The 12093-nt window shown below is 36.5% G+C and carries 14 protein-coding genes and 1 other RNA gene; 11 read left to right on the plus strand and 4 right to left on the minus strand.

Going from position 1 to position 12093, the window contains the following annotated elements:
* Positions 1-17: 17 nt before the first annotated feature.
* Positions 18-869: a PucR family transcriptional regulator gene (locus IGL80_RS05255; RefSeq protein ID WP_002383772.1), complete on the minus strand. Its 852-nt coding sequence runs from the start codon at positions 867-869 to the stop codon at positions 18-20.
* Between the two features lie 77 nt (positions 870-946).
* On the opposite strand from IGL80_RS05255, the gene tadA reads away from it, so the two are divergent.
* Positions 947-1468, plus strand: a complete 522-nt coding sequence (gene tadA / locus IGL80_RS05260) for a tRNA adenosine(34) deaminase TadA (protein WP_002359888.1) — start codon at positions 947-949, stop codon at positions 1466-1468.
* A gap of 39 nt (positions 1469-1507) precedes the next feature.
* An RNA gene (ffs, locus tag IGL80_RS05265) (signal recognition particle sRNA small type) lies at positions 1508-1594 on the plus strand.
* Positions 1595-1685: 91 nt separating this feature from the next.
* Here the strand turns inward: ffs and IGL80_RS05270 are convergent.
* Together IGL80_RS05270 and IGL80_RS05275 are read right to left on the minus strand one after the other, a co-directional pair.
* Entirely contained in the window at positions 1686-2066 is a 381-nt protein-coding gene (locus tag IGL80_RS05270) for a PH domain-containing protein (protein ID WP_002356881.1), read from the minus strand.
* A gap of 258 nt (positions 2067-2324) precedes the next feature.
* Positions 2325-3563: an aminopeptidase gene (locus IGL80_RS05275; protein WP_002362125.1), complete on the minus strand. Its 1239-nt coding sequence runs from the start codon at positions 3561-3563 to the stop codon at positions 2325-2327.
* 250 nt (positions 3564-3813) lie between these two features.
* Between IGL80_RS05275 and IGL80_RS05280 the strand changes: the two genes are divergently transcribed.
* Positions 3814-4386 carry a TetR/AcrR family transcriptional regulator gene (locus tag IGL80_RS05280; protein ID WP_002356883.1) on the plus strand — a complete coding sequence of 191 codons (573 nt, stop codon included), beginning with the start codon at positions 3814-3816 and terminating at the stop codon, positions 4384-4386.
* A gap of 157 nt (positions 4387-4543) precedes the next feature.
* Entirely contained in the window at positions 4544-5017 is a 474-nt protein-coding gene (locus IGL80_RS05285; RefSeq protein WP_002356884.1) for a TspO/MBR family protein, read from the plus strand.
* Between the two features lie 73 nt (positions 5018-5090).
* On the opposite strand, the gene IGL80_RS05290 is transcribed toward IGL80_RS05285, so the two are convergent.
* Positions 5091-5534, minus strand: coding sequence for a flavodoxin (locus IGL80_RS05290; RefSeq protein WP_002356885.1), 444 nt, complete (start codon positions 5532-5534; stop codon positions 5091-5093).
* 174 nt (positions 5535-5708) lie between these two features.
* Between IGL80_RS05290 and map the strand changes: the two genes are divergently transcribed.
* The 7 genes from map to rfbA all read left to right on the plus strand — a co-directional run bounded on the left by map (position 5709) and on the right by rfbA (position 12086).
* Positions 5709-6473 carry a type I methionyl aminopeptidase gene (map, locus tag IGL80_RS05295; RefSeq protein WP_002356886.1) on the plus strand — a complete coding sequence of 255 codons (765 nt, stop codon included), beginning with the start codon at positions 5709-5711 and terminating at the stop codon, positions 6471-6473.
* 15 nt (positions 6474-6488) lie between these two features.
* Complete coding sequence (locus tag IGL80_RS05300; protein ID WP_002383768.1) at positions 6489-7397, plus strand: YihY/virulence factor BrkB family protein; 909 nt, start codon at positions 6489-6491, stop codon at positions 7395-7397.
* 110 nt (positions 7398-7507) lie between these two features.
* Positions 7508-8644, plus strand: coding sequence for an MraY family glycosyltransferase (locus IGL80_RS05305; RefSeq protein WP_002366956.1), 1137 nt, complete (start codon positions 7508-7510; stop codon positions 8642-8644).
* Positions 8645-8765: 121 nt separating this feature from the next.
* Complete coding sequence (locus tag IGL80_RS05310) at positions 8766-9554, plus strand: glycosyltransferase family 2 protein (RefSeq protein ID WP_002359892.1); 789 nt, start codon at positions 8766-8768, stop codon at positions 9552-9554.
* Positions 9554-10381, plus strand: a complete 828-nt coding sequence (locus IGL80_RS05315) for a glycosyltransferase (RefSeq protein ID WP_002359893.1) — start codon at positions 9554-9556, stop codon at positions 10379-10381. Before IGL80_RS05310 ends, IGL80_RS05315 begins: the two co-directional genes overlap by 1 nt.
* Positions 10382-10384: 3 nt before the next feature.
* Positions 10385-11098, plus strand: a complete 714-nt coding sequence (locus IGL80_RS05320; RefSeq protein WP_002359894.1) for a glycosyltransferase family 2 protein — start codon at positions 10385-10387, stop codon at positions 11096-11098.
* A gap of 121 nt (positions 11099-11219) precedes the next feature.
* Entirely contained in the window at positions 11220-12086 is an 867-nt protein-coding gene (rfbA, locus tag IGL80_RS05325; RefSeq protein ID WP_002364387.1) for a glucose-1-phosphate thymidylyltransferase RfbA, read from the plus strand.
* The last annotated feature ends 7 nt before the right edge of the window (positions 12087-12093 follow it).

Below are 12093 nucleotides of genomic sequence, written 5' to 3' on the forward strand. Positions count from 1 at the left end.
AGTAAAAAATGGACGTACTACTTTCTTAATAACAAATAACAAAAGATTAAATCATCCATTTTTTTTAAAGATAAGCCAGTTTGTTCAAAAAACTTTTCCAACCGATAGTGTAAAGTATTTCGATGCATAAATAAATCTTTTGCAGTGGAGCTGATATTGCCTTGATTTTTCCACAAAGCGCTGATGATTGGCTGAATATCGGTGTCTTTATTTAATAAACGACGATAATACTCAACAAGTACATTTTGGCTCATGGCTTCTTTGGTAAAATAGTGGAGGGCAACATCAGTTAAACTAAAAACAGTCGTCCGACTAGAGGAATTAAGTTCTTCTGAAAAAATACGTTGTTCTTCATGGAAACAACGCCGGAGAATGTCTTCAGAGGAATAAAAATTGCCAACAAATACAGCACTAGTGCAATCAAAGTCTGTATCTAATGTTAAAAAGATCCCTTGAATTTCTTCTTGTTGAAAGGTATTTTTTGACTGTTCTTCAACTAAAATATACATATTATTACTTGGACTGAAACAATCAACTGTATCTGGAAACATCTTTGTTAAATTAAATTGCCATTCAGCTTGTAATTCTTTTGTGACATTCGTTTGAATTTGCAACATACGAAAGGTCCCTTCGGCAGGTAATTTTGCCTGTTGAAATAAGTAACTGAACCAAGGATGGTTACCAGTAATTGTTGGGTTTTCAGAAATTGGGAAAAGCGCTTCCAACAAATGCTGTTCTTTAATACTTAAGAAAGCTTTATTCACAATGAAAAATTGGTCGTCAACAGGAATTGAATAGGTGGCTTCGGAACCAATTGTTTTTGATAAATAGCCTTTGGGATAAAGCTGAGATAAATTTTCAATAATCATAGACACACCTCACTGATTTATTGTACCATGAAGCAAGACAGAAGTTTAGTGGGAAAAAGCCGAAAGGTGGAAATTAATTGGGAAAAAAAGAAACAACGTTAACACAAGAAGAAAAAGAATTTTTTATGCGAGAAGCCATTGCAGAAGCGAAAAAAGCAGAAGGTTTGGCTGAGGTGCCTATTGGATCTGTAATTGTTCGGCAAGGGGAAATTATTGGCCGCGGGCATAATCTGAGAGAAGCACGGCAAGAAGCAACGGCGCATGCAGAAATGTATGCAATCCAAGAAGCGTGTCGCGGGATAGAAAATTGGCGTCTAGAAGAAACCCAATTATTTGTAACTTTAGAACCTTGTCCAATGTGTAGTGGGGCGATGCTTTTGGCACGAATTCCAGAAGTTTATTATGGCGCAACCGATCCTAAAGCAGGCACTGCTGGGACTTTGATGAATTTATTAGAAGATGAACGCTTCAATCATGTGGCCTATGTCGAAGCAGGCGTTTTAGAAGAAGAGTGTCGCTTATTGCTAGTTCAGTTCTTTAAAAAGTTACGGGCAAAGAAAAAAGAAGAGAAACTTTTAAAAAATCAAAAGAAAGACTAGTCAAAAGAATAAAAATACGTTATACTAGGTTTTGCCGAAAGGCTAGGACAATGGCGGGCTAGTGAATTGTGTCAGATCCGGAAGGAAGCAGCACTAAGCAAGTGCCGCCATGTGTCTGATTGAATAAGGAACGTATCAAGGCTGAGAAGCCTTTTTTATTTTATCTAAAATTAAAAAGACAGGAAAGTTGGTCGCTTCCCTATCTTTTTTTGTGGATTCAAGATAACACAGCAGCTGCTAAGGCTTGTTGAATAGCAACAATATCTTTATCTTTTCTAAATTGAAGACTTACTGAAGGTAACTCAGCACTTGAAATCCATATCTTTAGTTCTGCATCTAGGTCGAAATGTCCACTAGTTTCAACAGAAAAGCGTGAAATAGATTTGTAGGGAATCGATTTATAATCAACTTTTTTACCTGTAATTCCTTGTTTATCGACTAAAATTAAGCGTTTATCTGTAAAGACAATTAAATCTCTTACTAAAGTGAAGGCCATATCTACTTTTTCGTTAGGGATTAAAACATCCCGTAATTCTTTTTCAGCTGTTTCATTGTTATTTTGTGTTGCATTCCCTAATAATCCATCAAATAATCCCATGTTAATTCTCCAATTCTACTTTTTTGAAAAAATTCTTTTATTTAAAAGTAAACTTATATCGTGTAAAAGAATCCGCTTTCAATTTAATTATAACGTTAAAGGTCCTTCGAATGCAATTGATTTTTTAGCATAAGAAAGTGAGGCCTAAATCGCTGCAACTTAGGCCTCACTTTCTAAATTTTAAAAGAACCTACTGAATAAAAGCAGTTTCTTCTTATTTCTTGGAGCTAAAAACTTTGGTTTCAACATTTGGTAGGACTATGCCCAATCGCCATTTCTAAAAACTGGAACAATCGTCCCGTCTTCCTTAATGCCATCAATATTCATTTTGTCAGATCCTACCATAAAGTCCACATGTGTTTGGCTACGATTTAAACCAGCTTCAGCTAATTCTTCTTCGCTCATCTCCGTGCCGCCTTGTAAGTTGAAGGCATAGGCTGAACCAAAGGCTAAATGATTAGAGGCATTTTCATCAAACAATGTATTATAAAAAATCAAACCAGATTGTGAAATTGGTGAAGGGTCTGGTACTAAAGCAACTTCTCCTAAGTGTTTGGCACCTTCATCAATAGCTAAGAGATTTTTCAATGCTTCTTCGCCTTGTTCAGCTGAGAAGTCAACAACTTTTCCATCTTTAAATGTAAATTTCATTCCCGAAATGATTGTGCCAGCATAACTTAGTGGTTTTGTACTAGAAACATAACCATCAACGCGGCGACTATCTGGGGCGGTGAAAACTTCTTCTGTTGGCATATTAGCCATGAATTCTTCCCCACGAGCGTTATAACTACCAGCGCCTTCCCATAAATGGTTTTTAGGCAAACCAATCGTTAAATCTGTCCCAGGAGCTGTGTAGTGTAAAGCAGTAAATTGTTGTTCGTTTAATTCAGCCGCTTTTTCTTGTAATTTTTTATCATGGATATCCCAAGCAATGACTGGGTTTTCTTCATAAATTCGTGTTGTTTTGAAAATTTCATTCCAAAGTGCATCAACTTGTTCTTCACTTGTTGCTAATTCTGGAAAGACTTTAGCTGCCCAGCCTTCACTAGCAGCAGCTACAACAGTCCAACTTACTTTGTTGGCTTGCGTTGCTTTTCGTAGATTGACCAATGCTTTCCCATTAGCCGCTTGGAAAGCTGCTACACGTTGTGCATCCACGCCAGCTAATGCATCAGGATTAGAAGAAACCACGCTAATTCGGCTTGCGCCTTTGGCAATCCAATCATCGGTTTGATCAATTTTATATTGAGGAACATTTTCAATTCGATCAGTTGCAGCATGAGCTAAAAATTCACGTTGAATGGTTTCGTCGCTCCATTGAACAATTACTTCGGCCGCGCCTAAGCGATAAGCTTCTTCCGTAATTAAGCGGGCAAGGGGCGCTTGATCGACACTGATTTGTAAAACAACCGTATGATTGTCCTGAACATTGACACCCGTTTCAGCAATTAAACGTGCATATTTCTTTAGATTTTCATTAAAATTCTCTAAGGTCATTCGTGATTCCTCCTTCATTTTGATGGGTAATGACTGTTCATATCATAACACGGAAGAGCAGGGAACTCAACGAAATAAAGCCTTTATCAACTGTTATTTTAAGTCGGGGTAAAAGTTGTCGTGCTCCCGCTCAGTGAACTTTTGTACAAAGAGTTGTTCTAATTTTGCATAATAGAAAAATCGTGTTACAATAACCATAAGCATTTATTTGGAAGCGTTGTATATGAATGAATAAAGGGGATAGGGAATTATGGCAAGAAAAAAAACCATTACGAAAGAGCAGATTTTAACAGCTGCCTATGAAGTAGTCGCCACTGAAGGATTTTCGAAGTTCACTGCACGTAATATTGCTAATAAAATGAAATGTTCCACCCAACCGATTTATTTGGAATTTAAAAACATGGATGATTTACGCGATGCTTTATTCCAAAAAATTCATAAATACTTAGCGAAAGAAGTCTTTCCAGTAAAACATACCGGGAATACAATTGTTGATTTGGCTTTAAACTATATTCATTTTGCGACAAGTGAAAGTAAGCTATACCGTGCGCTTTATTTAGAAGAATATGGTGGCGGCAAAAAAATGCAAGAATTCTCTTATCACTATTTTACTGAAGCGGTAAAAGCTGATCCTGAGTATGCTAATTTAAACGATGTTCAAATTGACTCTTTACACATGGGAACATGGGTGGTCGCTACTGGTGTGGCTGCGTTGATGACTTCTGGAATTATCCATCCTTCAGAAGAACAAATCATTCATTTAATGAAAGATAGTATTGAAGCAATTCTTGAACGAGATGAACCAATTGATATTGACCTATAAAAATTAAAAAAAGTGTAACCTCATGCTGATAACTTCTGTGAGGTTACAGCAAAAGACTGTTTCTTAAAAGAACGGTCTTTTTTTGTTAAGTGTATTAATGGTAGATTATTCGCAACCATGCTACAGTAAAGAAGAGAAATAGAAAGGGGCAAAAAACATGAACCGAGTGAAAGATAAGCGTTTATGGCTAAGTATTGTAGGAATTACCGGACTAGGGCTCTTGTCGGGCTTATTTTCAGTAAATGCGAGAGAATATTATCAAGCGTTGAGATTACCAAGTTTTGCTCCGCCAGGCTGGTTATTTGGACCAGTGTGGTTGGTGTTGTATATTTTTATGGGCATTACTTTTTATTTCATCTTAGTTCATCCAAATAAACAACAGAAAAAACGGATGATTACGCTATTTATTTTACAATTTATTGCGAACTTTTTCTGGACATTTTTCTTTTTTTCTTTACAAAATAATTTATTATCTGTGATTGATATCTCATTGTTATGGCTATTATTAATAGTTCAACAGTGGGACTACTTGCGTTATAAATTAATAACGCGTGGCTGGTTGATGATTCCTTATATTCTTTGGGTTACTTTTGCGGCAGCTTTAAATTACAGTATTTTATTTTTAAATTAGGAATATCAAAACACCAGAGAAAAATGGCTAGTTCCCATTTTTCTCTGGTGTTTTTTTATTTATTTCAACGTAGTTATTCTGCGGCAGTTGCTAATTTTTTCGCAAATTCTTCTAAACGTTGGATGTCGTCTTCTTCAGCGGCTAAATCAACTTTAACGCTGTCGGCGCCTTTTTTTGCCCCAATTTGAGTAAAGACTGCTTCGAAGTCGTCCACCGATTTACAAAAATCATCATAAAACGTGTCTCCTGAACCACAAACGCCGAAGATTTTTCCTGATAAATCAATCTCTTGTAAGTCTTCATAAAAGTCGACAATTTCATCAGGTAAATCGCCATCGCCATACGTATATGTAGCTACTACACAGATATCGGCCTCTTCAAAATCAGCGGCATCGACTTGCGTACACTCATCAATTTCAACCTCTAATTCTAAATCTTCAAATGCTTCTGCAACAATGTCGGCAATTTCTTCTGTATTCCCAGTCATGCTTGCATACACAATTTTAGCTAACGTCATAAACTTTCTTCCCCCTCGTACAATTCTGTCACTTATTATAGCAGATGCGCATTTCTTATAAAAGACTAGCGAGTACTTTTATTAAGGGACTTTTTGAAAATTGGTGTTTGAACAATCTTTTTTGCCAAAAATGTGATAAAATAATTTGAATGAAACAAGTTTAGGAGAGATAGTATGATTACATTAAAATCACCACGAGAAATTGAAATGATGGATGAATCAGGAGAATTATTAGCGGATGTTCACCGTCATTTACGAACGTTTATTAAACCTGGCATTACAAGCTGGGATATTGAAGTATTTGTGAGAGACTTTATTGAAAGTCATGGTGGCGTGGCGGCTCAAATTGGCTATGAAGGTTACAAATATGCTACTTGTTGTAGTATCAACGATGAAATTTGCCACGGATTTCCTCGTAAAAAAGTATTAAAAGATGGCGACCTAATCAAAGTAGATATGTGTGTCGACTTAAAGGGCGCAATCTCTGATTCATGCTGGTCTTATGTCGTGGGTGAATCAACACCTGAAATTGATCGCTTGATGGAAGTAACCAAAAAAGCGCTATATCTTGGGATTGAACAAGCACAAGTAGGAAATAGAATTGGCGACATTGGTCATGCAATTCAAACGTATGTAGAAGGAGAAGGCTACGGGGTAGTTCGCGACTTTGTAGGTCATGGCATTGGCCCAACTATCCATGAAAGTCCAATGATCCCTCACTATGGTGAAGCAGGTAAAGGACTACGTTTAAAAGAGGGAATGGTTATTACCATTGAGCCAATGGTTAACACAGGAACTTGGCGCATGAAAATGGACCCAAATGGTTGGACTGCTTATACTGAAGATGGCGGTCTAAGCTGTCAATATGAACATTCATTAGCGATTACGAAAGAAGGTCCAAGAATCTTAACGTCACAAGGCGAAGAATTGACTTATTAATAAGGAGAGTGTGTGATGAAGTTTCTCGACAACATCAAAAAGAATCAATCTTTGATGCGTTTTATTGAGACAACGCAAAGTCACATGGTCACAGCCGAAATAGGCAACAGCTCAGTGGTTGTTGCCTATTATTTATTACTCTCGCTGTTTCCATTACTGATTGCGGTAGGTAATGTCTTACCTTATTTAAGAATCGACCCTAATTCTGTGTTGCCTTATATTGCAGAGGCGATTCCGAAAGATGTTTATAAGAACTTAGAACCAGCGATTCGTTCACTACTGACTCAACGTTCAGGCGGGTTGCTTTCTGTTTCCGCTTTAGCAGCATTTTGGAGTGCCAGTCAAAGTATTAATGCACTACAAAATGCGATGAATAAAGCTTTTGGTGTCGAACAAAGGAAAAATTTTATTCTCGTAAGAGTGGTCTCATTTTTAGTTATTTTATTATTTATGGTAGCGATTGTTGGTGTAGTAGTAATTTTAGGTCTGGGTCAGTACATTATTGAATTACTGCAACCAATTTTCCATTACTCAACGTCTGTGATCGATACTTTCCAAGCGTTAAAATGGCCGTTAACGACCGTTGTTTTATTAGTGATTATGTGTTTGATTTATGCGGTCGTTCCTAATCGGAAATTATCGTTACGTTCTATTTTGCCAGGGGCTATTTTTTCGACAGTCGGTTGGATGCTATTATCACAAATTTTTGGTTTGTACGTAAAATATTTTAGTTCTAGAATCGCAAGTTATCAAATCATCGGGAGTTTTATCATCTTAATGTTATGGCTGAATTTTGCTGCCACGATTATTATTTTAGGAGCAATTGTCAACGCTGTTGTCGATGAATACTTATCTGGAGATAAAGAAAAAAAACAACCAAGTTTTGAACAACGCTTGTTTAGATGGTTTAAAAAGAAAAAATAAATGGATTTCTTTAAAAAAGTCTAAACCGTTGCCAGAACACATGTTTCAGCTTGTAAATGCTTCAGTTTACGGTATAATATACCCTGAACGAGAAGAAAGTGGGTTCGACTATGTCACTATTTATTTATGAAGTTTTGATACGTTTATTTATGACATTTATCTTATCTTTGCTATTAACACCACTTGTTAAGCTTCTAGCGTTTCGGATTGGCGCCTATGATGCACCAGGAGAGCGACGAATCAATACCAAAAATATGCCTACAGCAGGAGGACTTGCAATCTACATTGCTTTTGCTAGTTCATGTTTATTGATTTTTCGTTCGATTATCCCACAAGATTATATTTGGCCGATTATTTTGGCTGGTGGAATGGTTGTTTTGACAGGCCTCATTGATGATATTAAAGAAATTACTCCAATGAAAAAAACAATCGGTATTTTGTTAGCAGCATTAGTTATTTATTTTGTTGCTGGAATTCGGATAGATTTTGTGACGTTGCCAGTTGTTGGAATGATTGATTTGCGCTGGTTTAGTTTACCACTAACTTTATTGTGGATTTTAGCGATTACGAATGCAGTAAATTTAATTGATGGTTTGGATGGTTTAGCATCAGGCGTATCCATTATTGGATTAACCACGATTGGTATTACAGGGTATTTTTTCCTACATGCTAAAACGGTCTATATCCCAATTGTTATTTTTATTTTAGTTGCGAGCATTGCGGGATTTTTCCCATACAATTTTTATCCAGCTAAAATATTTCTAGGAGATACCGGGGCGTTATTCCTCGGGTTTATGATTGCAGTAATGTCGTTACAGGGCTTAAAAAATGCTACGTTTATCACGGTAATTACGCCAATGGTGATTTTAGGTGTGCCAATTACGGATACGGTTTATGCAATTATTCGACGGCTATTGAACAAGAAGCCCATTTCCTCAGCAGATAAAATGCATTTGCATCACCGCTTGTTATCTTTAGGTTTTACCCATAAAGGGGCGGTCATGACTATTTATGCATTAGCGTTAGTTTTTTCCTTTGTCTCTTTATTGTTCAGCTATTCAAGTACAGTAGCATCAATTTTATTAATTGTCTTTTGTTTAATTGGCTTAGAACTATTCATTGAACTAATCGGTCTAGTTGGCGAAGGACATCAACCGTTGATGTATTTGTTACGGATTTTAGGGAATCGTGAATATCGTCAGGAGCAAATGAAAAAGCGACTTGGCAAGCATTCTAAGAGAAAGTAAAGAAATCTTTAGGTTGCTTTGCGAGAGCGTAAACCTATGATATAATTCCATTAAACTTAAAAAAGTATATGTGTGAAACATATGCTTTTTTTTTAAGACGATGTTTCAGTAGTAAGGAGAAATGAGCATGCAAGAAATGGTAACAATCTCGATTGTCACTTATAATAGTCGTTACATTTTTAATGTACTAGACCAATTAAAAGCCGAACTAGGTACTGATAGTATTTATGATATTCATATCTATGACAATCATTCTGAAACAGCGTATCTTGAAAAATTAACAACATATGAACCATTTATTACTATCCATCGAGCTGAAGAAAATCAAGGGTTTGGTCATGGTCATAATCAAGTGTTATTCAATGCTTCGACAAAGTATGCAATTATTTTTAATCCCGATGTTTTGGTTACTAAAGACGTGCTTGATCGTCTATTAGACCGTATCAAAATAGATAAGAACATTGCAGTCGTTAGCCCTAAAGTGTTAAATGAAGATGGCACGACGCAATATTTAGTTCGTCAAAAATTAGATGTTTTCGATTATATGTTACGTTTTATTCCCTTTCAATTTGTAAAGAAAATTTTTGATAAACGTTTGAGTATTTATGAATGTCGCGATTTGTCGGATACAGAAACAACGGATATTAAAATGGGCTCAGGCTGTTTTATGTTGATTGATCGTGAAAAATTCGTTGAAATTGGTGGGTTCGATGAACGTTTCTTCATGTACTTTGAAGACAACGATTTATGTTTACGTTTTGGCAAAGCAGGCTATCGGATTCTCTATACGCCTTTTGAAACGGTTGTTCACATGTATGAAAAGGGCGCCCATAAAAGTCGAAAATTGTTTAAAATCTTTATGCAATCAATGGGGAAATTTTTTAACAAATGGGGCTGGAGGTTCTTTTAATGAGTCAAAGATTAGCGGTAGTCATCGTCTTATATCAAATGAAAATGGCTGATACGCCGAATTATTTGTTATTAAAAGAAGTGGTAGATCACCCCGAATTGCACTTATTTATTTATGACAACAGCCCACTTCCTCAAGAAGATGCATTATTTTTACAACAAAATGTTACTTATCGACATAATCCTGATAATCCAGGCCTAGCGACCGCTTATAATGAAGCGATTGCTTTTAGTCAAGCGAATCAATGTGAATTATTGTTGCTCCTTGACCAAGACACAGAAGTGCCAGCCTCTTATTTTGATACGTTGATCATCATGCCGTTAGATCCGACTGTTGCAGTCTATGTTCCAATTGTAGAAGCAAATGGACAACAAATTTCGCCAGTTTATAGTGATCAATATGTTGGACTTAAAGGAGCAAAGCCAACAGCAGGGATAGCCAACCAACCGTTGATGGCTATCAATTCTGGTACAGTCATTACGGCAGAAACACTGCGCTGGTTGGAAGGATTTTCGGAAGAATTTCCTTTGGACTATTTAGATCATTGGTTCTTTTATCAATTGAATCAAGCCAATAAAAAGATTGAAGTCTTACCAGTCCACCTAAAACAAGAATTGTCTGTTTTAGATTATCGTACAATGAGTTCTCAACGTTATCGCTCTATTATTGAAGCAGAAACGTTATTTTATCGTCGATATGATCAAGAAAAGTTTTCCCATCATCGACGTCATTTATTTTTACGCAGTAGTAAGCAATTTTTAACTGTCAAAAATCGCCAAATTTGGCGGCAAACATTGGCAGAATTTCTCAAGTTAATGAAAGGATAATCTATGATCTCAGTTTGTATTGCGACATATAATGGAGAAAAATATCTCGCGGAACAATTAGATAGTATTCTTTTACAAGTCAGTGAAGAAGATGAACTAATTATTTCAGATGATGGTTCTACTGATCATACGTTGGAAATTTTGAGAACGTATGCAGCGAATTATCCCCAAATTCAATTGTTACAAGGTCCAGGGCAAGGAGTGATTGCTAATTTTGCATTTGCGCTTACGCATACGAAAGGCGAAGTAATATTTTTAGCAGATCAAGATGACGTTTGGTTGCCAAATAAAGTAACGACAGTGACAGAATATTTTGAAACGCACCCTGACATCCAAGTGGTTATTAGTGACTTGAAAATTGTTGATGCGGATTTAGAAGTTACCAATCCCTCTTATTTTAAGTTTCGAAAAGTCAAACCAGGGTTTTGGCGAAATGCGATAAAAAGTGGCTATATTGGGGCAGGTATGGCCTTTCGTCAAGAGATGAAAAACGTCATTTTACCCATTCCGCCAGAAGTTCCTATGCATGATATGTGGATTGGCTTATTAGCTGCACGGAAGAAGCAAACGGGTCTCATTAAAGAACCACTAGTGCTTTACCGAAGACATGGAGCGAATGTCAGCCCTATTATTACCAAAACAAGTTTCCAACAAAAATTAAATTGGCGTGTGAATTTATTAAAAGCTTTACATCAGCGTTTAAAGGAACAACGCTAAACTTTTACAGATTTGTAAAATTTACGTAAAAAACATGACAAACCCTATGCTTAATGCGATAATAGGGAAGGATATTTGGTTTTATAGAAACTAAAAATAGAAGTATTTAAGGAGATTGTTCATGAAAGGAATTATTTTAGCAGGCGGAAGCGGGACACGCTTATATCCGCTAACAAAAGCAACATCAAAACAATTAATGCCAATTTACGACAAACCAATGATTTATTACCCAATGTCAACGTTAATGTTGGCGGGAATTAATGAAATTTTGATTATCTCTACACCAGAAGATACACCACGTTTTGAAAGCTTATTCGGCGATGGCCATGATTTAGGCATTCATATCGAATACGCGGTGCAAGAAAGTCCAGATGGTTTGGCGCAAGCATTTATTATTGGTGAAGAATTTATTGGTGATGATAGTGTCTGCTTAGTTTTAGGGGACAATATTTATTATGGTGGCGGCTTATCAAAAATGTTGCAACGAGCGGCTTCTAAAGAATCAGGGGCAACAGTCTTTGGTTACCATGTAAATGATCCAGAGCGTTTCGGCGTGGTAGAATTTGATGAAGAGATGCGGGCGCTTTCTATTGAAGAAAAACCAGCACAACCAAAGTCAAATTATGCAGTGACAGGTTTGTATTTTTACGACAATGAAGTGGTTGAAATTGCGAAAGGGATCAAACCGTCAGAACGTGGGGAATTAGAAATAACAGACGTTAATAAAGTCTACCTTGAAAAAAATAAACTTTCTGTTGAGGTAATGGGCCGTGGCTTTGCTTGGTTAGATACAGGCACACACGAATCCTTATTAGAAGCGTCAACATTTATTGAAACAATTGAAAAACGTCAAAATTTAAAAGTCGCTTGTTTGGAAGAAATTGCTTATCGAATGGGCTATATTACAAAAGAACAATTGGTAGAATTGGCACAACCATTGAAGAAAAATGGCTACGGCCAATACTTGCTACGTTTAGCAGCAGAATAGGAGCGAA

This window comes from Enterococcus sp. DIV2467a (genome assembly GCF_050532945.1).
In the GTDB taxonomy this organism is placed as follows: Bacteria; Bacillota; Bacilli; order Lactobacillales; family Enterococcaceae; genus Enterococcus; species Enterococcus faecalis.

Coding starts and splice junctions, on each gene's coding strand:
- IGL80_RS05255 (WP_002383772.1), bottom strand. CDS start 869: ATGATTATTGAAAATTTATCTCAGCTTTATCCCAAAGGCTATTTATCA.
- IGL80_RS05270 (WP_002356881.1), bottom strand. CDS start 2,066: ATGGGATTATTTGATGGATTATTAGGGAATGCAACACAAAATAACAAT.
- IGL80_RS05275 (WP_002362125.1), bottom strand. CDS start 3,563: ATGACCTTAGAGAATTTTAATGAAAATCTAAAGAAATATGCACGTTTA.
- IGL80_RS05280 (WP_002356883.1), top strand. CDS start 3,814: ATGGCAAGAAAAAAAACCATTACGAAAGAGCAGATTTTAACAGCTGCC.
- IGL80_RS05285 (WP_002356884.1), top strand. CDS start 4,544: ATGAACCGAGTGAAAGATAAGCGTTTATGGCTAAGTATTGTAGGAATT.
- IGL80_RS05290 (WP_002356885.1), bottom strand. CDS start 5,534: ATGACGTTAGCTAAAATTGTGTATGCAAGCATGACTGGGAATACAGAA.
- map (WP_002356886.1), top strand. CDS start 5,709: ATGATTACATTAAAATCACCACGAGAAATTGAAATGATGGATGAATCA.
- IGL80_RS05300 (WP_002383768.1), top strand. CDS start 6,489: ATGAAGTTTCTCGACAACATCAAAAAGAATCAATCTTTGATGCGTTTT.
- IGL80_RS05305 (WP_002366956.1), top strand. CDS start 7,508: ATGTCACTATTTATTTATGAAGTTTTGATACGTTTATTTATGACATTT.
- IGL80_RS05310 (WP_002359892.1), top strand. CDS start 8,766: ATGAGCATGCAAGAAATGGTAACAATCTCGATTGTCACTTATAATAGT.
- IGL80_RS05315 (WP_002359893.1), top strand. CDS start 9,554: ATGAGTCAAAGATTAGCGGTAGTCATCGTCTTATATCAAATGAAAATG.
- IGL80_RS05320 (WP_002359894.1), top strand. CDS start 10,385: ATGATCTCAGTTTGTATTGCGACATATAATGGAGAAAAATATCTCGCG.
- rfbA (WP_002364387.1), top strand. CDS start 11,220: ATGAAAGGAATTATTTTAGCAGGCGGAAGCGGGACACGCTTATATCCG.